This is a genomic window from Streptomyces sp. NPDC005393, from assembly GCF_040606675.1.
In the GTDB taxonomy this organism is placed as follows: Bacteria; Actinomycetota; Actinomycetes; order Streptomycetales; family Streptomycetaceae; genus Streptomyces.
On the sequence record NZ_JBEXFG010000004.1, the window covers coordinates 146,139 to 169,341 of the forward strand.

General features: G+C 67.2%; 19 protein-coding genes. 11 read left to right on the forward strand and 8 right to left on the reverse strand.

Features of this window, described 5'->3' with window-relative positions; genetic code table 11:
- Positions 1–9 precede the first annotated feature (9 nt).
- Complete coding sequence (locus tag ABZS71_RS06555; RefSeq protein WP_356208011.1) at positions 10–579, reverse strand: hypothetical protein; 570 nt, start codon at positions 577–579, stop codon at positions 10–12.
- A gap of 305 nt (positions 580–884) precedes the next feature.
- Positions 885–1,253: a hypothetical protein gene (locus tag ABZS71_RS06560; protein ID WP_356208013.1), complete on the reverse strand. Its 369-nt coding sequence runs from the start codon at positions 1,251–1,253 to the stop codon at positions 885–887.
- 390 nt (positions 1,254–1,643) lie between these two features.
- Here ABZS71_RS06560 and ABZS71_RS06565 point away from each other — a divergent pair, with 390 nt between their 5' ends.
- Genes ABZS71_RS06565 through ABZS71_RS06575 form a run of 3 tightly spaced genes read left to right on the forward strand, consistent with a single transcriptional unit; the run spans position 1,644 to position 7,488 of the window.
- On the forward strand, positions 1,644–3,218 hold the full coding sequence (locus ABZS71_RS06565; protein ID WP_356208015.1) for an N-6 DNA methylase: 1,575 nt from the start codon (positions 1,644–1,646) through the stop codon (positions 3,216–3,218).
- Positions 3,211–4,407: a restriction endonuclease subunit S gene (locus ABZS71_RS06570; protein ID WP_356208016.1), complete on the forward strand. Its 1,197-nt coding sequence runs from the start codon at positions 3,211–3,213 to the stop codon at positions 4,405–4,407. The genes ABZS71_RS06565 and ABZS71_RS06570 overlap by 8 nt, the downstream gene beginning before the upstream one ends.
- A gap of 3 nt (positions 4,408–4,410) precedes the next feature.
- Positions 4,411–7,488, forward strand: coding sequence for an HsdR family type I site-specific deoxyribonuclease (locus tag ABZS71_RS06575; protein WP_356208017.1), 3,078 nt, complete (start codon positions 4,411–4,413; stop codon positions 7,486–7,488).
- A gap of 381 nt (positions 7,489–7,869) precedes the next feature.
- On the opposite strand, the gene ABZS71_RS06580 is transcribed toward ABZS71_RS06575, so the two are convergent.
- Complete coding sequence (locus ABZS71_RS06580; RefSeq protein WP_356208019.1) at positions 7,870–9,789, reverse strand: bifunctional DNA primase/polymerase; 1,920 nt, start codon at positions 9,787–9,789, stop codon at positions 7,870–7,872.
- A gap of 344 nt (positions 9,790–10,133) precedes the next feature.
- The gene (gene mihF, locus ABZS71_RS06585; protein WP_356208020.1) at positions 10,134–10,472 is read right to left on the reverse strand and encodes an integration host factor, actinobacterial type; all 339 of its coding nucleotides are present in this window, start codon (positions 10,470–10,472) and stop codon (positions 10,134–10,136) included.
- A gap of 184 nt (positions 10,473–10,656) precedes the next feature.
- On the opposite strand from mihF, the gene ABZS71_RS06590 reads away from it, so the two are divergent.
- From ABZS71_RS06590 to ABZS71_RS06620, 7 genes are all read left to right on the forward strand, one after another.
- Positions 10,657–11,178, forward strand: a complete 522-nt coding sequence (locus ABZS71_RS06590) for a hypothetical protein (protein ID WP_356208021.1) — start codon at positions 10,657–10,659, stop codon at positions 11,176–11,178.
- Positions 11,179–11,466: 288 nt separating this feature from the next.
- Positions 11,467–12,411 carry an endonuclease VII domain-containing protein gene (locus ABZS71_RS06595; protein ID WP_356208023.1) on the forward strand — a complete coding sequence of 315 codons (945 nt, stop codon included), beginning with the start codon at positions 11,467–11,469 and terminating at the stop codon, positions 12,409–12,411.
- A 185-nt stretch (positions 12,412–12,596) separates the two neighbouring features.
- Complete coding sequence (locus ABZS71_RS06600) at positions 12,597–12,860, forward strand: DUF3761 domain-containing protein (protein WP_356208025.1); 264 nt, start codon at positions 12,597–12,599, stop codon at positions 12,858–12,860.
- A 120-nt stretch (positions 12,861–12,980) separates the two neighbouring features.
- Positions 12,981–14,378 carry an IS4 family transposase gene (locus ABZS71_RS06605; protein ID WP_355860983.1) on the forward strand — a complete coding sequence of 466 codons (1,398 nt, stop codon included), beginning with the start codon at positions 12,981–12,983 and terminating at the stop codon, positions 14,376–14,378.
- Positions 14,379–14,543: 165 nt separating this feature from the next.
- Positions 14,544–15,665 (forward strand): IS30 family transposase, encoded by a 1,122-nt coding sequence (locus ABZS71_RS06610; protein WP_356208153.1) that lies wholly within the window; start codon positions 14,544–14,546, stop codon positions 15,663–15,665.
- 116 nt (positions 15,666–15,781) lie between these two features.
- On the forward strand, positions 15,782–16,957 hold the full coding sequence (locus ABZS71_RS06615) for a hypothetical protein (RefSeq protein ID WP_356208026.1): 1,176 nt from the start codon (positions 15,782–15,784) through the stop codon (positions 16,955–16,957).
- Between the two features lie 422 nt (positions 16,958–17,379).
- Positions 17,380–19,425 carry a pentapeptide repeat-containing protein gene (locus ABZS71_RS06620; RefSeq protein ID WP_356208027.1) on the forward strand — a complete coding sequence of 682 codons (2,046 nt, stop codon included), beginning with the start codon at positions 17,380–17,382 and terminating at the stop codon, positions 19,423–19,425.
- A 227-nt stretch (positions 19,426–19,652) separates the two neighbouring features.
- Here the strand turns inward: ABZS71_RS06620 and ABZS71_RS06625 are convergent, their stop codons facing one another.
- The 3 genes from ABZS71_RS06625 to ABZS71_RS06635 all read right to left on the reverse strand — a co-directional run bounded on the left by ABZS71_RS06625 (position 19,653) and on the right by ABZS71_RS06635 (position 21,563).
- Positions 19,653–19,925, reverse strand: coding sequence for a hypothetical protein (locus ABZS71_RS06625; RefSeq protein WP_356208028.1), 273 nt, complete (start codon positions 19,923–19,925; stop codon positions 19,653–19,655).
- Between the two features lie 364 nt (positions 19,926–20,289).
- A complete protein-coding gene (locus tag ABZS71_RS06630; protein ID WP_356208030.1) occupies positions 20,290–20,760 on the reverse strand; it encodes a hypothetical protein in 471 nt (156 codons plus the stop codon).
- A 173-nt stretch (positions 20,761–20,933) separates the two neighbouring features.
- Positions 20,934–21,563 (reverse strand): helix-turn-helix domain-containing protein, encoded by a 630-nt coding sequence (locus ABZS71_RS06635; protein ID WP_356208031.1) that lies wholly within the window; start codon positions 21,561–21,563, stop codon positions 20,934–20,936.
- A gap of 716 nt (positions 21,564–22,279) precedes the next feature.
- Between ABZS71_RS06635 and ABZS71_RS06640 the strand changes: the two genes are divergently transcribed.
- Positions 22,280–22,660 carry a hypothetical protein gene (locus tag ABZS71_RS06640; RefSeq protein WP_356208154.1) on the forward strand — a complete coding sequence of 127 codons (381 nt, stop codon included), beginning with the start codon at positions 22,280–22,282 and terminating at the stop codon, positions 22,658–22,660.
- Between the two features lie 250 nt (positions 22,661–22,910).
- Here the strand turns inward: ABZS71_RS06640 and ABZS71_RS06645 are convergent, their stop codons facing one another.
- Complete coding sequence (locus ABZS71_RS06645) at positions 22,911–23,138, reverse strand: hypothetical protein (protein ID WP_356208032.1); 228 nt, start codon at positions 23,136–23,138, stop codon at positions 22,911–22,913.
- Positions 23,139–23,203 lie beyond the last annotated feature (65 nt).

The following is a 23,203-nucleotide window of genomic DNA, read 5'->3' on the forward strand; positions in this document are numbered from 1 at the left end:
GGCGACGAGTTATGTGCGGTCCGTAAGCTCTGACGGGCGCGCCCACTGAATCGGCAGAGTGGTTGGGCGGGCGATGGCCGCCATGTGGGCTGCTGGCAACTGCCTCGGCGGTGGCCACGTCAGCGTAGCGCCGACAGGCCACAGTGGATGGAACATGGGATGAGGATCAAAGGGCGCAAGGATCTGATCGTCATCGAGGGACCCGGCCCGGACCAGCTGAATCAACAACCAGCCGATCCTCAGCGTCGAGACATACGTCGGGTTGGCGGTAGGGGCTGGCCAGCTGTACTGAGGGCAAACGAATTCGACCATGGCTGAACCCTCGTCGTTTTCCCAGGGCTCCATGGCACCGATTCTGGCGATCATGAAGCGGCTGGGCTCACGATCGCGATAGAAGGCGGCGCAGTCCTTCAGTGGCAGCATCTCCAACCTGGGATGCTTGTTCTGACCCGCGAACATGAACATGGTCTTGAGAGACCAAGAGGCCAGTGCTTCTTGGTTCTCTGGGGTCAGCTCGACCGCTCGTCCGTTGATCAAGTCGGGCAGGAACGGGCGCACCTCGTTTTCGAGTCCGTTCATCCAGCCGTTGTTGCAGGGCGCGCAAACGATCTTGACTGTGGCGTCAAGCGCCGGTGCGACGCGTTGAGCCCGGGTTGATTCTGTCTCGCGGACGTGGAGGGCCCGAGAGCCGCCGGGTGGCAACACAGACTTGAGCCACTTAGGAAGTGTGTGCTCCTTCGTTAGCGGAGTAGCGCCACAGAAGACGCAGGTACGAGCCATGCCGAGGACCGTACCGCCGCCTGTACTACAGGTGCGATGGAATTAAAAAGACCCGGCCCCAGGGCGAACCACACCCAGGGACTCCCCAGGGTCGGGGGCTTGTTCTAGCTGACCGCGACCCAGATGGACTGGCCAGCTGCGTTGCTCGACATCGTGATGCTGGCCAGCGTCGTCTGGGACGTCCCGGCGGTCGCGTACCGCTGGGTGGCCGTTGACTGGTTGACCACGCCGAAGCCCGTGAAGGGCATCGCGGTCCTGTAGATCAACGGCACGGCAGCCGCGTTGAAGAGCTGCGCCACCCAGTACGTCCCGGCGGCCAGCGACTGGGCGGCCGTGAGAGTCGCCGACTTGGGGACGCTGCCGCTGGTGATAAGGGAGACCAGGCTCGCCGTCGAAAGGATCGTTCCGGTGGAGTTGACCAGACCGATCCAGTTCTGGCCCGCTGTCGGCGTGGTGGCCGCGGTGCCGAGCATGAACCACAGCTTGCGGTTACGGCCTGCCGGATGTAGACGGCCGACAGGTACACGGTGCCGAGCGTCGGCGTGAGCGTGCTGACGGCGAACGACGGGTCGTAGGACCAGCCGAGGAGGCCATGGCCGCTGGGCACCGGCACAGGCGGGGAGGCGGAACTAGTCGCCCCGCCAAGGGTGAACGAGCTGTTTGGGCCGTTTGCCGTAATTCGTGGTCCTGGGGAGAGATACCGTGGGTGAGTCGCCCGCACAGGGAATACGACGCCCCGCGTGTGTTCATCGGCAGGACACGCCCGGCGTGTACATGCCGGGCCCGCCCGAAATAGGGTGACCAGCAGGAACACCACGGCCTTCGGGTCGCCACCCTATGACGAGCAAGGACACCCCCGACTGATGGCAGTGACCCAGCAGGAGATCGAGAACCGGTTGTGGGACGCCGCCGACGAGCTGCGCGTGGCGATGCCCGAAGCGCAATACTCCTCGGTCGTCTTCCCGCTGATGTTCTGGAAGCACCTGTCGGACACCTGGGAGCACAACCACCAGGAGTTCCTGGCCGACAACGAGGGCCTGGACGGTCTCTCCGCCGAGGAAGCCCACGAGATCGAGTACCGCGACTACCAGTCGTTCGAGATCCCGCTCATCCACCCCGGCACCGTCGCCGAGCGTCGCGCCTCCTGGTCGTCCATCCTCGCCACCATCACCCAGCCCGGCCTCGGCCAGCGGGTCCGCGCCTCCCTGCAGGCCATCGAGACGGCCAACCCTGACAAGTTCTCCCGCCTGTTCGGGTCCATGACCTGGACCTCCGAAGAGGTGCTATCGGGGGAGGTGTTGGCGGCGGTCATGCAGGCGATGGACCGCACCCCGAAGATGCACGAGGGCAACATGTCCCACGACGTGCTCGGTGGGGCGTACGAGTACCTGCTGAAGCGGTTCTCCGACGGGTCCGGCACCCGCGCCGGCCAGTTCTTCACCCCGCGCGAGGTCGTCGAACTGATCGTCGAGATCCTGGACCCCAAGGGGCATGAGTCGGTGTATGACCCGACCTGCGGGTCGGGCGGCATGCTCATCGCCTCCGCGAACCTCCTGAAGGCCCACGGCGGGCGTGGCTATACGCTCAAGCTGTACGGGCAGGAGTCTGTCTCGGACACCGCCGGCGTGGCCCGCATGAACCTCTTCATGCACAACCTCACCCAGTTCCAGGTCGAGGTCGGCGACACCCTGAAGGACCCGCGCTTCAAGAAGCCGGACGGGTCCGTCGCGCAGTTCGACGTAATCCTCGCCAACCCGCCCTACAGCCTGAAGTGGAAGCCCTGGACCAACGACCCGCGCGCCATCGGCGGTGTCGCCCCGCAGTCGTCGGCTGACTGGGCCTTTGTCCAGCACATGATCGCCAGCATGGACCCGAAGAAGGGCCGCGCTGGCGTCGTTCTGCCTCACGGTGTCCTCTTCCGCGGTGGGCAGGAGGCAGCCATCCGCCAGCAGGTCCTGGACGATGACCTCCTGGAAGCCGTGATCGGGTTGCCAGCGAACCTCTTCTATTCGACTTCCATCCCGACCTGCATCCTTGTGTTTCGTGCCCCTGGCACCAAGGCCGAGGAGCGCCGGAACGGGGTGCTGTTCATCGACGCCTCCAAGCGGTTCACCAAAGCCAAGAACCGCAACGTCCTGACTGAGGCGGACATCGCCGATGTGGTGACTGCCTACCAGTCAAAATACGACGCCGACGGCAACCCGGTGGACCCCAATGAAGCAGGTGGGCTCTCGGCGCGGCTCGTCCACACCACGGAGATCGTGGCGAACGGGTACGACCTCAACATCGGCAGGTACATCAAGCAGGCCGCAGCTGAGGCCGAAGACCTCGGCACCCTCATCGAGGCGTACAACGTCGCCCGAGCCGAGCGCCAGAAGACCGAGCAACGGATGCTCGACGTACTCGCCGCCGCCGGGATCGAGGGCTTCGATGAGTGACGGCTATCCGCTTCGTCCGCTCGGAGAGGTGATGCGCCTCGAAATCCAGCGCACACCGATGAAGCCTGCAACTACCTACCGCCTGGCCGGGGTCCTGAACGCAGGACAGGGGATTGTCGCTAAAGGCGAACTCGACGGCGGAGAGACAGAGTACGCGGCAATGAACGTGCTGCGCGTTGACCAGGTCGTGATGCGAAAACTGACCGCGTGGGAAGGCCCGATCACCGTAGTACCTGCCGAGTTCGATGGATTCGTCGTGAGCAACGAGTTCCCGACGTTCACGCTTGGTCCAGAACTGATGCCCGACTGGATGAGGCACGTCTGTCGCTCACCGCGACTGTGGGCAGAAATGAAGAACCGAGTGAGCGGGACAGTTCAACGACGCAAGCGTCTCAACCCAGAGCAACTCTTGCAGATCCAACTGCCGATCCCACCCCGTGAGGTACAAGCGCGGATCGTCGAGATGCTCGACGCGGTCGACGACCAGATCGCAGCACTCGACGAAGAGGCCGAGGCGCTGGACAGCGTGTCGATGGCCGTTGCCGAAGACCTGCTCTCCAACGAACCAATCGTGGCGCTCGGAACGATGCTCGATGACATTCGAGGGGGGAAAAGTCCCCAGGCAGACAAGAGGCCCCCGGGCGCTGGCGAGCTTGGCGTGTTGAAGGTCAGCGCGATCACGCCCTTCCGGTTCCTCCCGGAAGAGTCCAAGACCCTTCTACCTGGCACGTCCATGCCTGAGTCCGCGCTTGTTCAGCCCGGCGACGTGCTCATCACGCGAGCGAACACACCTTTGCGAGTCGGGGCCGTCGCGCGAGTCCCTGCCGATGTTCGGAACGGCCTCTACCTGGCCGACAAGACTCTTCGACTCGTGCCGTCACCCAAACTGGACCCGGACTTCCTCGTGGTGGTGATGGCGCTGAAGTCGTCCCGGACCCACATCACGAGTTCGGCTACAGGCACCAGCGCCTCAATGTTCAACGTCAGTCAGGATCGCATTCGTGAGACACCGATCCCGCTTCCTGACCTGGACCGGCAGCGGGAGATTTCCTCCGTCGTGCTGTCCGTTCGCGCGAACGCCCATGCGGCGCGTGCTGAGGCCGCCCGCCTCCGGAGTACACGCTCCGGTCTGCTCGCGAGCTTGCTGGACCGCACCATCGAGATCGAGTCCGCCGAACTGGGGGTCTGAGCCGTGGCGAAGGGCATTCGGGAGCGTGAGTTCCAGAACCTGATGATCCAGTGGTCCCTCCCGATGGGCTGGGGCTTCACAGCGGGCAAGTCGCTGCCGCGTGAGATGACGCAGACGGTGGTCGTCGGCCAGTTGCGGGACGCCATCGTCCGGTTAAACCCTGGGGTGATCGACGGGTTCGACGTGGACACGGTGGTCGAGGAGATCGTCGCCACGGTCAACGCCGTCGAAGGCGGGCTGGTGCGGGCCAACGAGCAGGTGCTGCGCCTGCTGCGGGGCCGGAAGGAGTTCCGGGACGCCGACGGCGTGTGGCACGCCCTGAAGGTCATCGACCTCGAGCACCCGACCGCCAACATGCTGGTCGTCTCCGACGAGGTGACCATCACCGTCCCCGGCAAGACCTCCCGCCGGTTTGACCTCGTGTACTGGGTCAATGGCCTGCCCCTGGTCGTGCTCGAGGTGAAGTCCCCGACCGCGAAGTCCGGGTGGGCCGACGCCGCCCGCGAGATCAACGACGTGTACGCCACCGAGTACCCGTGGTTCTTCACCCCCAACGTCTTCGCCGTCGCCTCCGACGGGCTGAAGCTGCGGTTCGGTGCCGCTGGCGCGCCCACGAACCTGTGGCAGCCGTTCAGGTCCACCGCCGACGACGAGAACCTGTCCGGGCAGGCCGACGTGCAGCGCTCCGTCGAGCTGCTGATGAACCCGGCCACGATCCTGGACATGCTCGCCAACTTCGCCCTCTTCGACACCTCCGGGGGCGGTGCGGACAAGAAGTACCTCCCCCGCTACCCGCAGATGGAGGCCGCGCACCTAATCCACGAGCGGGTGCTGGCGGGCGGGTCGAAGGGCCTGATATGGCACCACCAGGGGTCCGGGAAGACGCTGCTGATGGTGTTCGCCGCCTCGCTGCTGCTGGCCGACACCCGCACCGAGTCGCCCACGATCATCCTGCTCTCGGACCGGACCCAGCTCGTCCGGCAGACCTCCGGGGTGTTCACCTCCGCGATGGGGGACGCCTACTTCCACCAGCCCGCCACCAGCGCAGAGCTGCGGGCGCTGCTGACCGACGACGTGCGCGGCGTCATCTCCACGACCGTCCACAAGTTCGCCGACGCCGGCAAGAACCTGTCGACCCGGGACAACATCATCGTGCTAGTCGACGAGGCACACCGCACCCAGTCCGCCCGGTCGAAGTCCCTGGCCGGGCAGATGCGCGCAGCGTTGCCGCACGCGAAGTTCTTCGGCATGACCGGCACCCCCGTCCGCAACCTCGCCACCGACACCTTCGCCCTCTTCGGCGAGGAGACCGACCCGGGCAGGGTGCTGCACCGGTACTCGGTGTCCCGGTCCCTGCTGGACGAGGCGACCGTCCCGGTGATGCTGGACCCGCACCCGGTCGCCTTCGAGATAGACGACCAGGAGTTACAGGCCGAGTTCGACCAGTTCGCTGACGACTTCGACCTCGACGACCCCGACCGTGAGATCCTGTCTCGCAAGTTCGGGCGTCTCACCTCTGTGTTCGCCAACCCCGAACGCATTCACGCGGTCTGCCAGGACATCGTGGACCACTACCTGGCCGGCGCCTACCGCAACGGCCTCAAGGCCCAGGTCGTCGCCTTCAACCGTGAGCTGGCCGTGGCGTACACGGACAAGATCAACAAGCTGCTGGCCGGCTTCGAGGCGTCACAGGTGCTCGCCGAGGTCGGGAAGCATGACCGGATCACCGCCGAGGTGAATATCTCCGTCTCGGACTCCAAGGACGAAGACCCCGCCATGCGGCCGTTCCGGCTCTCGGAGGCCGAGGAGGAGGAGCAGAAGCGGCGGTTCCTCACCCCGGACGACCCGCTGTGCTTCCTGGTGGTGACCGCGAAGCTGATGACTGGGTTCGACGCCCCCAACGAGGGCGTCCTCTACCTGGACAAGCCGCTGAAGGCCCACAATCTGTTCCAGACGATCACCCGCCCGAACCGCACCTGGGTGTCCCCGACCGGGTTCGTGAAGACCTCCGGCGTGGTCGTGGACTACATCGGCCTGGCCGAAGAGGTCCAGCGGGCCGTCGCCGACCCCACCGCAAAGGGGGCCGGCAAGGGCGGCGGGTTCGTCACCGACCTGTCCGAGCTGGTCGCCGAGTTCCGCACCACCTTCGCCCGCATCGAAGACCTCCTCGCGGACGTGGACGACCTGGACCTCACGGTCCACGGATACGAGTCCGTGCGAGCCATCAACGTCTTCCTGGACGCCAACCCTGGTGCCGCCGAGGTGTTCACCAAGGACTACCGGCTCCTGGCCCGCCTGTACCCGCTTATCAACACCGACAAGCGAATCGCCAAGTACCGGGACGGCTTCGGGCTGTTCGGGTCCGTGTACACGACCCTGTTCAAGAAGTCCTCCGACGAGGAGAGGAAGGAACGGCTGGCCGAGCTGGGACCGATGGTCCTGGAGATCATCAACGCCCACGTCCACTCCTTCTCCGTGGTCGCCCCCCAGGAGGAACCCCTCGTCCTGGACGCCCAGGGCATCGCCATCCTCAAGGAGCTGCTGGCCCTCGTCCGTCCCAAGCCCGACAAGGACGACGGCGAGGACAAGACGCCGCCGTCCGCGGCGGAGATCCTGGACCACATTAAGGCCGCCCTCGACAAGGGCGTCGAACCGGGGTCCGCGAAGTACACCGCCCTCGCGGAGCGAATCAAGCGGCTGCGGGACCGGATCATCCAGAACTCCCAGGACGCCCTCGGGTTCCTGTCCGAAGCACTTCGGGTCGCCCGCGCCATCGTGGACGCCCAGAAGCACCCCGACGAAGCCGTCGTCGTGCTGGACGACGACCACGTGGGCGTCCTGTCGCGGATCATCCACGACCACGCACCGCCCGGCCTCACCGTCACGGAGAAGAACCTGGCCGACGAGATCGACCAGGTGGTCACCCGCACCCTCGCCCGGTCATGGGACAACGCCGACGCCCGCAACCGCGGCGTCCGCCGCGCCACCGCCGCGGTCTTCCGCCACTACATGTTGAAGCCGGTGGGGGAGCCGTATGACTCCACCGTCGCCTACATCGAGGCCCACTACCTCGTTGACTGACGAACGCAGCCGGCCGGTCACCGCAAGGTCGCCCGTCATGGTGCCGCCTGCCTTCGACAGGCGGAGGACGTCCTGGAAGCCCACGTACTCCTTGGACACGGGGATGTCGGCCTGCTCCACTTCGGCGAACAGGGCGTTCCGGGCCGAGGCCGTGGTGAGGGCGTACTCGGTGTCGGAGAGCCGGACAGACGTTCCACCCTGGACTCGAATGTTGCCGGGGAGGCAGATGTCCGCCAACTCGGGCTTGATGGTGACGACGTACGGCACGGAGATCTCCTTACGAGGCCCCGAGCAGGGGCTCCTCACCCCTTCGGCGGTCCTGGAGTGAGTTGGACAGGAGCTAGCCGACCGCCCTCGGAACCACGGAGGGCCCGACCGAGGTCAGGCGGCCAGAGGCGCGAGCAGCCTGGTCCTCATCGCGGCAAGCGGCTGGCTCACGGGTAGCCGCTCGACTTCCTCCTCCGGCGTCGGCAGCGCCACCACCGCGGCCTCCTGCGTGGCCTTCAGAGGTGTCGGGACACGCTGCTGCGGCAGCATCGCCACGGGCTTCTGGAGGACGGTTTGCGGGCCCTCGGCGGACGTGTGAGAGATCGGCTTCATCCGCCGCTCAGCGACCCCCGACGCGACCTCCTGAGGCCCGTGCTGGACCTTCGCGGCCAGCGACTCCTGGACGGCCACCTGACGGGCCTGCCCGGCGGCTTCCCGGTGCTGAGGGCAGGTACCCGAGCGTGACACCCTCCGGCAGAGCGATCCGTCGGCCCTGGGCTGCCCGCAACGGCGAGCGGGCTCGGGTTTGGCACCCGAGAACGCCAGCAACTCCAGCTCCATCGCCCGCGCTGCTCGGATCTCCTGATGCCGCTGCTTCTGGCGCTCCCGGGCACCCTCGGCCTTGGTACCCACCGCCAGGGTCTGCACCCGGAGGTCGGCACCCTCCGTAAGGGACCAGACCTTGCCGGTCTTACGGGTCAGCCCCAGCCCCTGCATCTCGGCGAGCTGTCGGCGGACAGTGGGCAGGCTCTTGCCCGTCCGATGGGCCAGCTCCTTCACCTGCCCCTCGAAGGTCAGGAGCGCGGTGTACAGCGGGTACCAGTGCGCCTTGCAGCCGTGCCGCCAGGAGTCCATGCCGGTGTCCACCACGCCGAGCCGCTCCGATGAGCAGGAGGAGGCCGGGACCGTCAGTGCGTACGAGCGCGCGTATCCCCGGGCCTGGACGTTGGTCTTGGTGTTCAGCCTCAGCCAGCCGGCCAGCACGAGCTTGGCGATGTTCCGGGCAGCCGCCTGCTGCCCCTGGGCGCTCATCTCAGCAACCTTGTACGAGGACAGGACGAGCTTGGTGGCGTTGGCCTGGGTGGCGATCAGGGCGATGGCGTCCACCGTCTTGCGCATCCCGCTCGGCATCGTGGTCCCGGCCGCCCTCTCCCGCCACCTCTCCGGGGTGAAGCGGACCGAGGGGTGCTCGGTGACGTACGCGCGTATGTACGTCACCTTCGAGACCAGGTAGTCGCTCCCCTTCTCACGAACCTTGCCGCCCAGCGGGGACTGCATCACCTGGAGGACACACTCCTCGTCGCTCAGACCGCTCCGCATGAGCGACAACAGCACCCGGGCCAGGCGGAAGTCCCGGCCGTCGGAGACGTTTTGAAGGAGTTGACGAGTCCGGGTCTTCACCCTCGGGTCGTCAGCAAAAACGGTCACCAGAGCGTCACTCCTCTGTGCATTCAGGAGAACGGGAGGAGTGACGCCCCCGTGAGCGTTTTTGGTCCTCTGCGCCTGGGGCTCCGGAGCCCTCACCCGGTCGTGGAACTCCTCGGGAAGGTCGGCAATGGGGAGGTCCGAGGAGACCTGGTAGACGGCGCCGGAGGGGTGACGGGAGCCGGGACCGACGACGTAGCCGCCGTCTCCTCGGATGTCCGTGCCGTCGGCGATTCGGACCGTGGAGTGCTGTGAGCTGTTGCGGGAACGGAAGGGCACTCGGTAGTAGCGGTGAAACCCCTTGGCGGTGCGGACCGTGAACGTGGCCGGGAGGGTGGAGGAGGCCCACCGTTCGGCCTCGGGGGTGTCGGTGTCGACGGCGAGGACACCGGAGCCCATAACGACGCCGTACCCGGTGATGCCAGGACGGGAGAGCTGCTGGGCGATCCAGCCGGGATCGGTGGAGGCGTCGGACTTCCACTTGACGGCGGGAACCTTCCCCTTGAGCGGGAAGACCCTGAAGCCCCGGCAGACCATCGCCCGCCAGGAGTCGATGGGGGACTCAATCGCAGAACCCCCGAAGTCAGCGCCCAGGTTGAGGGGGTTCACGCTAGAATGGGTGTAGCTGTACAACGTTCTTCCTTGCCGGAGATTGCCCGTTGCGCAGCGAGGTCTTGCCGGACCGCCACCGCGCCCTTCACCCCTTCGCGGGGCTGGGGCGCCGTTGGACATGAAGAAGCCCCTGACGATTTCCGATCGGGGGCTTCTTCGTGCCCGGGACGCGAGGACGTACCGGTTCATGGCCATCAAGGTTCCTGTCGGACCCGAGCTGGCAAGGCCGCCTGGGTGGCCTACGGAGGAGACCGGCTACTGGCCAGGCGGAGCCCCCTCCTCGCAGGTGGGGGAGAGGGCTCGTGGAGGGCTGGCCGGCTGGGGAGGCCCAAGGGCGGGGATCAGCCCTGCGACTTGCCGTCGACGGCCTCCAGCAGGGCGGCACGCTGGTTGGGGCCCAGGCCCCGCACCCGGCGGTTCTCGGGGATGCTGAGGCGCTCCAGGAGCCGTCGGGCCCGCACAGGGCCAATACCGGGGAGGGCGCGGAGCAGCCGGAGAACCCGGAGCCGGAGGGCCGCCTGGTCCCCGTCGTCGCTCCGGGCCAGGACCGAGACCAGGCCCTCCACCCCGTGCTCTCTGACCTCCGCGAGGAGGACAGATCGGGCCCGGCGGACTTCCAGGGCCTTGGCGAGGGCGGCAGTGCGCTGTTCGGCAGTGACGTTCGTGGGCGGGAGCGGCATAGGTTCTCCTCTATCGCGGCGTGTGTCCGTCCCTTCCCAGCGCTCCCGCCTTCCAGGACAGGATGTTCATGGAGATCAGCTCGGAAACGGTGGCGACCGGGCTGTCGACCTCGTGCAATCACAATTCCGCTACGGCTCCAATGAGTACGGATCCCCCTCGCGGCGGCGCTGTCATGATCCGCGCATGTCTGACGAGCCTCTGCCCCCCAACGAGAACGCATCACCCCTCGCACAGCAGCAGGGTGTCCCTGCACTCCAGCGGTGGCGCATGCGTATCGCCTACGCTGCCATCGGGTTCGTGGTGGGCGCCAGCTCCGTGGGCATCGCCTGGTGGGCCACTTCCGGCAGCGGAGACTCGCGGCCGTCTGGACCTCCGTTCACGGCCACCGGAAAGGTCACCGTCTTCGACCCCTGGGTTCACGGTCAGGAGGACGAGGGGTGCGTCGGCATCGACTCCTACGCCGACCTCCGTAGCGGCACTCCGGTCCGCGTCTTCGACCTCGACGGGCATGAACTGGCACAGGGGCGCCTGGAGAAGGGCACATCCGGCGTGGTGGTTGCGGACAGTTGCACCTGGCCACTGACCGTCAAGGGCGTTCCGGGCGGGGCGGTCCAGTACCAGGTGCAGGTCGGGGATCGCGACCGGCTGACGAAGGTGCGTGAGGAGTTGCAGGCGGGATTGACGCTCTCGTACGGCCATCAGTAGCCGAGCTGGTCCCGACCCATGCCGCTCAACGAGCGTCGCTTGGTCCACAGCCAGGCAGGGCCTCGCCCGTCCAGAGACCCGACCCGCTGTACCGGTCCTGCGGAGTCGGCTGTCGGCACCAACCGCTGAGCGGGGCCATGTTGTCCACAGGACTCCCGTGATTTAGATGTGATCCGCTCTGGCCCGGACTCGGATCGCGCGACGGATCCTACATCTGGGGTCTCGGTACGGTACGAGCTTTTTGGATTCTCCGTCACGCGCTGGGCCGGGGCTGCTTCGCTGGCCCCCATGCCGAACACATGCAGCACGGGCTGCGGAAAACTCGCCTCACGTAGAGGCATGTGCCAGCCGTGCTACCGGCGCTTCAAGCGCAATGGAACAACGGAGCCGGTCGGCCCGAAGCCGCCGATCAGCGTCACGGTCGTCATGGCCAACGTCAAAATGACAGACACGGGTTGCATGGTCTGGACCGGAGACACCGACAAGGATGGACGTCCTCGCTACTACGACAGCGGCCGGTATCAACGCGGCGAGAACCCGCTCGTCTACGTCCAACGGTGGATGTACGAGCACCACGGGGGCACCCTGAGGAAGGGGCAGACGCTCACGCGTGACTGCCCGAACAAGAGGCTGTGCGTGAACCATGCGCATTCTCGCCTCTGGCGTGACCTTGGCGAGCGGGCCTTCGGTGCATCCAAGGAGGAGCGCGTCGTGCCCGACGAATGCGCTAAGGGGCATTCGCTGGACGGGGAGAACCTTTACACGCACCCGGTCACCGGAGTTTGGGCCTGTCGGCGTTGCTCGTGGGAGTCGAAGCTCCGCTCTCAGGGCATCGACCCTGCCACCCGCGAACGCCGGCCACACAACCGCCAAAAGACTCACTGCTACAAGGGCCACCCACTCGCCGGAGACAACGTCTGGATCAACCGCGAGGGCAACCGTGTCTGCAAGCGGTGTCGAGCTGAAGTCGCCTTTAAGCGGAACTTGAAGAAGGAGTACGGCCTCACGGTGGAGGACTACCTGGCGCTGCTGAAGGCCCAGGACGACCGATGCGGGATCTGCGACCAGCCCTTTGCGGAGACGGGCGCCCAAGTCAACGTTGACCACTGCCACCGAACCGGCAAGGTCCGCGGACTCCTATGCCGCGCTTGCAACCTGGGCATCGGCCACTTCGATGACAGTGTCGACGCTCTCCAGAGCGCGATCGCCTACCTGCAACGGCACGTCGTATGACGAGACGGTCTCGGGACAGTGGCGCCGCGCGTGAACTCTGCGAGGAAAGACTCACCGTTCGAATGCGATCTCGTTCTCGTACACCCCGTCACCGGATGGTCACGAGGTAGATGTTCTGCTCCCACAGCAGTACGGACTGCCGCAAAGATCAGGCCCTTCACCAGTCCTTCAGGAAGGGATCTGTCTTGATCCGTACCGCTGTACCCGCACGCCGCTCCGTCGTCCGTAGCACGGTCACCGCTCTCACGGTGGCCGCGACCCTCCTGATCCCGGCCGTCCACGCCGCGGCGAAGGCCACCTGCGCGCATCACACCACCGGCACCTGCGCCGCTGGTAAGCCCCATCCGAACGGGGCCACCGCGAAGTGCAAGGACGGCACGTACTCGTACTCGAAGACCTTCAGAGGTACGTGCTCCCGCCACAAGGGCGTGAAGTACTGGTACAAGTGATCGCTCCTACGCGAGGCCCCTGGCGATTGCTTGGGTTCTAGTGGCAATGCCGTTCAGTTAGGTGAGGAAGTCGTTCGTCAAGGCTGGTGAACAAGGCAGCGGAGCTGCTGTAGAAGAGGGATGTCACTCCAAGACATCATCACCACAGGAGCTCCGCTGTTAGAACAGGCTGCCATAACAAGGACGCTCGGGGTAGCGGCCGGAGTCTTTGCGCCGGGGCATATCGGTGAGCTGACCCGGATCATCCCGTTCGAGATGGTCGATGAGGTGCTGGCGGATACCGGTGCGGTGCAGCGCAGGGTCCGGCTGGTACCGGCGCGGGTCACGGTCTACCTGCTGCTGGCCGCGGCACTCTTCAACGGACTGGGCTACCAGCAGGTCTTCGACCGGTTATGTGCCGGGCTGGCGGGGCTGGCGCCGGCCCGGCCCAGTGGCAGCGCACTTCGCCAGGCCCGCCAGCGGCTGGGGCCGGCGCCGATGAAAGCCCTGTTCGGCCTGGTGAGTGGCCCTGCGGCTACGACCGCTGGCGCCGGACGATGGCGGGGTCTGAGGGTCGTCGCGGTCGACGGCACCCTGCTGTCGGTCCCGGACTGCCCGGCCAATCTGGCGGTGTTCACCCGGCAGCGGCTCGGCAACGGGATCTCGGGCTACCCGCAACTGCGGTTGGCCGCGCTGGTGGCCTGCGGGACCCGGTCGGTGATCGGGGCCGTGTTCGGTCCGGCCACGACCGGCGAACTGGAATACGCCCGCCGCCTGGCGGTGGATCTCCGGGCCGGGATGCTGCTGCTGGGGGACCGGAACTTCGCCGCCTCCGCACTGCTGAACCAGCTGGCCGCCACCGGCGCCGATGTGCTCGTGCGCTGCAAGACGAACCGGAAGCTGCCACCGGTGGCCCGCTGCCGTGACGGCTCGACACTGACGCGGATCGGTCCCCTGACCGTGCGTGTCATCGAGGCCGAGATCACCCTCCGCACCGCCCAGGGCACCCGCACGGGCCGTTACCGGCTGCTGACCACCCTCACCGACCCTGCCACCCACCCGGCCGGCGAACTCGTCCGGCTCTACCACGAACGCTGGGAGATCGAGACCGCCTACGCGGAGCTGAAGTCCACGATGCTGGGCGGACACGTCCTGCGGGCCCGCACCCCGGACGGCGTCGAGCAGGAGGTCTGGGCCCTGCTGACCACCTACCAGGCATTGCGGACCGCGATGACCGACGCCACCGACAGCATCCCGGGCACCGACCCCGACAGGGCCGGATTCCTCACCGCCCTCGCCGCAGCCCGGGACCAGCTCGTCCTGGCCGCCGGAATCATCACCGACACCGACACCGACATCGATCTGGTCGGCACCATCGGCCGTCACGTCCTGGCCCACCTCCTGCCCACCCGGCGGGTCCGCACCAAAGACCGCATCGTCAAACGAGCGATCTCCAAATACAACGCGCGCGGACCCGCCATCGACCGGACCACCTACAAAGCCACCATCAGCATCAACATGCTCATGAGCGGCCCTTGACGCCCCGGGCCCCGCCCTAACTGAACGGCATTGGTTCTAGTGGTCGTCGCAACACCCCAGTTCAAGGGGTGCGATGGACTTCGAGATCCGCAAGGTCCGGACGGCTCAGGGCGCAGACGGCTGGTCCGTGAGCGGGAGGAATACTTCCGGCTCATGGACCAGGGGCTGAGCAGCCGGGAGGCATGTCGACGCGTCGGGATCAACATCCGGACGGGAAAGCGATGGCGTAACGGCCGCAATCCGTCGGGCAGGAACAAGGCGGCACCACCGGCGAATGCGGTGGTGCCGCCTCCTGGTCCGTCCCGATACCTGCGTGAGGTCGACCGGATCTACATCGCCGACCGGCTGCGCGAGAAGGCGTCGGTTCGGGCGATCGCCGCCGAGCTGGGCCGCAGCCCGTCGACCATCAGCCGGGAGATCCGCCGCAACCGGCACCCCGAAAACGGCCAGTACCGCCCCTTTGCCGCACAGGCCCGCGCCGATTCCCGCCGGCCAAGGCCCAAGCCCGGCAAGATCAGCCGGACCCCTGAGCTGGGGGACTTCATCCAGGACCGTCTGGACCTACGGTGGAGCCCGGAGCAGATCTGCCAGGCTCTGCGGGCACAGTTCCCCGACCGGCCGGAGATGCAAGTGGTCCACGAAACGGTCTACCAGGCCCTCTACGTCCAGGGCCGCGGTGAACTGCGCCGCGAGCTGGCCCGTGCTCTGCGCACCGGACGTACCCGCCGCAAGCCGCACCGCCAGGCCGCCTCCCGACAACCGCGGTTCGCGACCCCGATGGTCATGATCAGCGAGCGTCCCGCCGAAGCCGACGACCGGGCCGTGCCAGGCCACTGGGAGGGCGACCTGATCATCGGCAAGGACAACGCGTCCGCCATCGTCACCCTGGTCGAACGCGCCACCCGCTACGTAATGCTCCTGCACCTGCCCGACGGCCGCAGCGCGGAACACGTCCGCGACGCCCTGGTCACGACCATCCAGACCCTGCCCTCCCACCTGATCCGCTCACTGACCTGGGACCAGGGCAGCGAGATGGCCGCCCACGGCGCCTTCACCCTGGCCACCGATGTTCCGGTCTACTTCTGCGACCCGGCCAGCCCCTGGCAGCGCGGCTCGAACGAGAACACCAACGGCCTGCTCCGGCAGTACTTCCCCAAGAGCACCGACCTGTCCGTCCACACCCACGAGCACTTGGACGCGGTCGCCGCCGAACTCAACGGCCGCCCACGCAAAACGCTCGGCTGGGAAACCCCAGCCGAGCGCCTGCATAAACTGCTCGCGGCCTGAACGACACAACCACGTGTTGCGACGACCCCTAGAAACCGCCTTGTGCTGGGGGCCTCGCGCAGTCTGGGAGCCGGCCGAGTGCGGTTGAATCCCTGCCCCTTCACATTGGAGAGACCGTGGATGCAGCCGTGATTCGCCGTGCACGAATACAGCTTGCCCAGACCTGCCGCGCTGACGTTGAACAAGACCTCGACGCGTTCGATCGCCTCCCGATCGCCGACCGGGACCGTAGACAGCATATGCGTGCTGAACTGCGCCGTGCGTCACGTCGATACCGGTACGCCGACGGACTTCCCTCTTTTGCTGTCAGTGGGCCCATGCACCTTGCCGTGTACATCTGCCTCGCCGTCTGCGCCGCAGTGTTTGTCGTCCGAGCCGTAGGCGAGCCGTGGCTCGACCTCGGGCTGCATCTCCTGCTCTTCACGGCCGGGTTGGTCGCAGTGGGGGCGGTGATCTGGCCGGTTCTCGCAGTCCTTCCGCGCTACGCACGCAGCAGGGGTGCTGCGACGGTCGTCGTCATCGGGACCGTCGGTGTACCGGTGGCGTCGTTGTTCTTCACCGCCACCGGATCCATCGACGTCGGGCACAAGGGGCATCTCCGGTCCGTGATCTGGGGCTGGGACGCAGGGTGCCTGGCGCTGCTGACGCTCTCCGCCTTCAGTGCCCTGGAGGTGGCCTACCAGACCTACCGCATCAACCGCAGGTGCTGGCCGTACGACGGACTGACCCTGCGCACCGTCCGGGCAGTGGCACGGATCGCGGAAGGCCGGGAGCAGTGGTGGTCCGAACCTGCGGTCCGTCGCTCGTGCCGCGAGTTGGAAGGAATCGCCTTCCACGCCGAGACGGCTCTCGCACGTAGTGGCTCGGTGCCCAGGCGCAGTCCCCTCGCCTACGAAATGAAGGACGAGGCGCTCCGGGTCGCTGAGGCCTTCCGAGCTCACCAGCGCCATCTGGCCACCGCCAGGAGCGCCGAGGACATCGATCGGATCGTCGGCTCCCTGGTCTGCGCCGTAGAGGCCCTGCTCGCGGGAGATCGAGCAGCCCTGCTGGCCAACGCGCCAGAACGGGCACCGCGCGTGAGTCTGCTACGCAGGGTCTGGCCTCGGATCTGGCCAGCCGCATCACTGGTTGCCGCAGGGATCGTGCTGCCGATGCTGCCACAGGTGAGCGGCTCTCCCGGGGCGGAGAGCCTGCGCATCATCCTGATCGTCACCGGTCTGTGGAAGCTGGTGTCTACAGAGGACGCCGGCCAGGTGAGCGGTCTGCTGGAGAAGGTGCTCCCGTGGAAATGATTCCGCCGTACTCCGGCTGAACGGTCTCCCGCGTCGTTCCACTGAGCAGCAGCCCTGCCTGTTTTCTACAGGTGTAGGGGGACCAGGAGGGCGACGAGTTTGGGCACCACTGTTGCCCCGTCCGTGGAGGGGCCGTTCAGTGGGCTGCTGCCGCACGCTCCGTCGCCACGCGGCACCGTGCGCAGCGGTTGCCGATCAGTTTGCTGAACACCCCTGCGTGGCTGGGCCTGAGCTGGCAGGCTGTGGCCGGTGAGGGGTGACTGGCTGGGGAAGTTTCGTCGGGGGCGGCGGGTACGGGAACGGGGCTGGACGCCGGTCCGACGTACACGCCCTTCCACTGTGGAAGGGATTGACCGGGCCCAATTGTGCGTCCTGCCTGAACGAGGCCCTGGACCGGCACATGGCAGGGGAGCCGCCACGTCATGAGCACACCCCCACCCTCCATACCTGGGGCGCCCTCCCGGACGTACTGCGCACACGGTGCGGACCCCACCGCCGATCCCGTCGGCTGCCGCGGCATCCACGTGCCCGGCCACACCGCATGCCTTGCCCACCTGTCCGATGCAGACCGTGACACCTACCTGGCTGGCCTGACTCCTGGCGCCGACATTGACCACGGTGGCACCCCTTTCACCCAAGCCCTGCTGAACCAGCTTCTTAGCGCGCTCCGCGACCCCACCACCGGCAAACCCCACCTCGGCACCGCCGGATTCGATAGGGCGCAGTTCTCTGGCGAGGCCAGGTTCGACGGGACGCAGTTCTCCGGCGGCGCCGGGTTTCACGAGGCACAGTTCTCCCGCGACGCCAGGTTCGACGAGGCGCAGTTCTCCCGCGGCGCCGCGTTCTACAGGGCGCACTTCTCCCGCGACGCAGTGTTCGACAGGGCGCAGTTCTCCGGCACCGCCGGGTTCGTCGGGACGCAGTTCTCCGGGCACGCCGGGTTCGACGGGGCGCAGTTCTCCGGCACCGCCGGGTTCGTCGATGCGCAGTTCTCCGGGCACGCCGGGTTCGTCGAGGCGCAGTTCTCCCGCGACGCCAGGTTCGACGAGGCGCAGTTCTCCAGCACCACTAGGTTCGACAGGGCACAGTTCTCCGATCACGCCGGGTTCGACGGGGCACAGTTCTCCGGCCACGCGGGGTTCCGCGAGGCGCAGTTCTCCGGCCACGCGGGGTTCGACGGAGCGCAGTTCTCCGGCTACGTCGGGTTTCACGAGGCACAGTTCTCCGGCGACGTCAGGTTCGACGGAGCACAGTTCTCAGGCGACGTCGGATTCGACGGGGCGCAACTCTCCGGCACCGCCGGGTTCGGCAGGACACGGTTCACGGCAGCTTCGGGATTGGGGCCGCTCGTGTGCGCGGCACTGGTGGATCTGTCCGGTGCTGTGTTTGAGGTACCGGTGACGCTCGAGATTGCGGCACGTAGGGTGCGCTGCGAGCGGACTCGGTGGGAGTCGACGGCGACGGTGCGTGTGCGTTACGCCAGAGCAAACCTCGGGCATGCGGTGCTGTCGGCGCCTGTAGCGGTCGTCGCCCACCCGGCCCCTTTCGCCTCCAGCTCCGGGCACACCGTGGACGAGAGCTTGCTGTCAGGCTGCCACGACGGGGTGCGGGTGGCCTCGGTAGAGGGGGTGGATGCCGCCCACCTGGTCCTGACTCACACCGATCTGACCGACTGCCTGTTCTCCGGGGCCTTCCACCTCGACCAGCTCCGCCTGGAAGGCCGTACCATCTTCGCCCCCACACCCACCGGCTGGCATCGCCGCGGACTGCGACTGACGCGGTGGACCCGTCGGCGCACCCTGGCTGAGGAACACCACTGGCGCGCGCGGAGGGCTGGCCAGCCCGCACCGCCTCCAGGACACACCCTCTCGCCCCGCCAGTGGCGTCCCGGCCCGCACCACCCCGACCCCGGACTCACCCCCGACCCCGAGAACGTCGCCGCACTCTACCGCCAGCTCCGCAAAGCCTTCGAGGACGGCAAGAACGAACCCGGCGCCGCAGACTTCTACTACGGCGAGTGCGAGATGCGCCGCCACGACCGCACTGGCACCGCGAAAGGCGAACGCCACCTGCTGTGGGCCTACTGGCTGCTGTCCGGCTACGGCCTGCGCGCCTCCCGAGCCTTCGCCTGGCTGCTCGCCGCGATGTCGCTGACCGTGCTGCTCCTCATGGGCGTCGGCCTGCCGACCCACGACCCCGACCCCGCCACCACCGGAACCCTCGACGGCAGCAAGATCAGCCTCAACACCACCACCCCCGACCCCACCCTGCACGGCGGATGGTCCAAGCGCATGACCTGGGCCCGCGCAGAGAAAGCCACCCGTGTCGCCGTGAACTCGGTGATTTTCCGCTCCTCCGGGCAGAACCTCACCACCTGGGGCACTTACATCGAGATGATCTCCCGCCTCCTCGAACCCACCCTCCTCGCCCTCGGCGCCCTCGCCATCCGCGGACGCATCAAACGCTGACCCACGCCACCCTCAGGGCGCAGGCGCAACTCAACGGCTCCGCATGAAGACGGGGGCGGGCAACCCGATGGGCCGTGGGGAGAGCAGGTGGTCGATCACCTTCGGATCAGCTGCGAGTACCGCGACCGCATGGCAGGGCTTCCCAGGGCCTGTCCCTCGGAGGCTGATGGCCCGGAGCCGGACCCCCTCGGCCAGGAGCTTCGACCACGACCGCGCCTTCGCCTTGTTCACGTATCCGACAGGGCCGGGCCCTGCTCGGGGTGGACCGCGAGGGCGTTGGCGTCGTGGGGGTTGTCGGGCTCGGGAACCAGGCGCACGAGCCGGCCAGGCCGGAGATCGGCCTCCCGGGCGGCCTTGGCGTAGTGGCGCTCACCCCGGAGGTTCGTCGTGTACAGGCCCGCCAGGTGGAGGCGTCGGTCCGTCGGTCCCACCAGGAGACCCGTCGCGTCCTCGCAGAGGCGCAGGTCCCCCTGGTGGTCGACCAGGTGCAGTCGGGGCATCCTGCCTGGGGGAGGAACGAATCGATCCTTGGGTCCGTCGGACGGAACGTAGAAGCTCTTTCCGGCTGACGGCGCGTGCATGGAATCCCCTCTCCCCTGTGATCGGCCCAACCTACTGCGGACGTCTGGAGGTCGGGTCCTCTTCGGTCAGGAACCCGACCTCTCGCTCACCTCTCCCAGAAGGGCACCGCCCCCCTTGGCTTGGAAGTCACCGGACGGCCAGGAAACCGCTGGAGTGTCGGGTAGATGGCCACTGAGGGGGCTCGAAAGCGGGGCGTCGCGGACTTTCGGGCGATCCCGGGATCCCCGGCAACCCTCGGCTGGACCTGGACGGGACGTCGGGGCAGTTTCACCTGTCTCCTCCTCACCGGCCCTGCTGCACGGCGAGCGCCTCGATGTCGGTCTGGGTGGCCGGGGTGGACCAGGTGCGTACCCAGGACGCGCGCACCTGCCGCACGTCCGCCGGCTCGGGCAGGACGTCTCCCAGGACCCGGGCGAGGTGGTGCAGTTCCACCATTAGGGCCACGTGCATCCCCCGCTCCAGGGAGACCACTGGCAGGTGACGAGCCTCCAGCCACATCTCCACCCAGCCCCAATCCTCGGGGGGAAGGTCCAGGGACTCGGCCACCAGGACTGCGTCCACGTAGGCCCGGCCCTGCCGGTCGTGGAAAAGCGCTCGGGCTCGGGCCCAACCTATCTCGTAGACCGCGCCCCTCGGGGTGAAGATGAGGCCGTTCTCGCGGCACAGCTCCTCGACCGAGGCCCGGTTGAAGTCCCGGTTGGCCGCCTCCACGGCTTTCAGCGGCCCCGCTCGACCGCCCAGCGTCTCGTCCATGCCCGCCTGCCCTTCCCGGCTTGCTGGAAGCCCCTCTGCGCCTTCCGCGCGTCCTGCTGCTGCCGTGCCGCCTGCTAGATCTCCCGGGTCCTTCTGCGGGCCGCCTCCACCAGCGCCACGGCCTCCCTGACGGTCCGCAGGGCCTCCCCGAGCTAGGGGTAGTTGAACTCCAATCACGTCGGGTCTGTGGAAAGCCGGAGCCGAGCGCTGGCACCCGCGACACTTTCCCCCGCCCTCCGGCAGACGCCGAGGAGCCCCGCGAAGTGCTCTGCGGCACGGTGCTCGGCGACCAAGGCCTGGGCGGCGGCCACCAGCAGCACCGAGGCCGCACTGGCGGGAGGAAGGTCCGTCAGGTCGCCTAGGGAGCTGAAGGCCACCGCGCCCCCGACGACCTCCCAGGTGATCACGGCCTCTCCGTCCTCCAGGAGAACGGACTCAGCTTCCCGCAGCCGATCAGGGTCCCGCAGGGCCTGGCGCACCAAGGACCGATACTTCGTCAGTAGGGCCACCACGGGCATCGGCGCGAAGGGGACCCCCGCCTCTACCGCTTCCTCGGGCGTCCGGCCGTCCAGGGCGACGCAGGCCGCCAGCTCCCGGGCCCGCTCCGTCAGCTCCCGGGGGTGGACCCCGGACAGCCCGGTCAGTGGCGGCTGTCGGGCGAGGTACTTCTCGACCTCGTCTCGACGGTAGGAGAGCCAGTTCCCCCGGCCCCGTATCCCTCGGGGGAGCTTCGTTCCCTGGGAGCACTGCCGGACGGTGCCCTGGTCGACCCCCAGCTCCCGCGCCAGCTCCTCGGTCGTCACCCACTCGGTGGCGGACTCCGCCTCGCCGCAGCACCCTCACCATTGATCGCTCTCACCTATCAATTGTCTCGCATTGATATGCGACATGCATTCACTTCCGGGGGCCCCTGAGGTCGGGGCCGCTTTTCGGGACCGCGGCCCCCTGTCCGACAGCCGTACTGCACAGGCCGGGGTGAGTACGGCGAACACCCCGGCCGGTGGGGTGCCGTGACGGGGCCTTTGTGCTTAGCCGGTGGTCGAGGTGGTGTCGCTCCAGCACCGGACGGGCCTGCCCAGCGTTCGGGTGACTCGACCAAGCTCCCCGGTCCCGAAGGGGTCACTCTCTGTCGAGCTTTCCAGGCCCGCACCCCGGGCCTGGTTCTCGTATGGATCGGCCCTCTAATCCGTGAAACCGATCAATCTCTGCGACGTCTCGTTGACTGTTGGGGGACCTAGCTCCCGTGAATGTTGAACCGCAAACTATTTTGTACTAGTGCAAAGCGGGATGGATGGTCCTCTCGACCGTGTGATTTTGCTCTGGTCCTCGATGACGGAGGACCCGAGGCGCTGCGCGTGGTTCGTGACGGTCCCGACGGACCACTCCAAGGCGACGAGGCAGAAGCACGGTTCGCCAGGCTCCTGATCGAGTACTACGCCCATGGGCTGACCCAGGCCCGCCGCAGCTTCAGCGTCAACCTGTCCTACTCCGTGCCGGGCGGTCTCGTCCGCTCTCCGGCATCGGCATGGCGATTTTCAGGGCTGAGAGCATCGGAGACCAGTACGCCTCCGTCACGGCGAGTGTGGCGGGTCTCCTCATGACGGTCATCGGCACCTTGTTCCACCGCAGGGCAGACCTGGCGCTGAAGCACATGGAGTCGCAGACCCAGTCGCTCCGACAGGACATGAAGGTCGAGCGGGACGCCGGTCAGGCGATCCGGCTGCTGGAAGACGTTGAGCACCCGGCCCTCAAGGCCCATCTGCAAGGCGCGTTGATCCTGAAGTTCTCCGCTGCGAAGCTCCCGGAGCTGGGTGGGCTGCTCAAGCCGGCCAGCCCTCTGCTGGAGCCCGACGCCAACGGTGAACTGCCGCAGCAACAGTCGGAGAGCCCCGCGTCGTGACTGTCAGGCACTGACGGCCGTCAGTACAAGTTTTGACCTCTTCCTGACCTTGATCGCTGTCATGATGCGAAGGCACAAGAGGGGAGGGGATCAAGCATGGGGAACGGATACGGCACCTGCACGTGGTGCAAGTACGGCAACCACCAGCAGTGCGACCAGACCAACGCTGGATGCGACTGCCAGGACCGGGGACATCGCTGAGCAACGGCCTGACGCTCTGTGTCAGCGGAGCGTCAGGTGCTGAAGCCCGTCAGAGGCGGGAGTCGTTGTAGTGGGCCTGGGCGGTCTCCCGGGCCTCCTCGTAGTCGCCACCCTCCATCAGGCAGCGCTCGTACGCCCTGGCGGCGTCGGCGAAGTCCACCAGCTCTCCGGCGGTGATCGTCAGAAGAGCCTCGGAGGGCTCGCTCTCGCGGGGGTCCGTCATCGTCGCCAGGTCCGCGTACAGGGCGAAGAGGTTGACGCTGTGGACGATGGCCATGCCGGTCTCCGTGAGGGGTGCTGACGGCCGTCATGAAAGATCACGGTTCCGTCATGTGTGTAGAT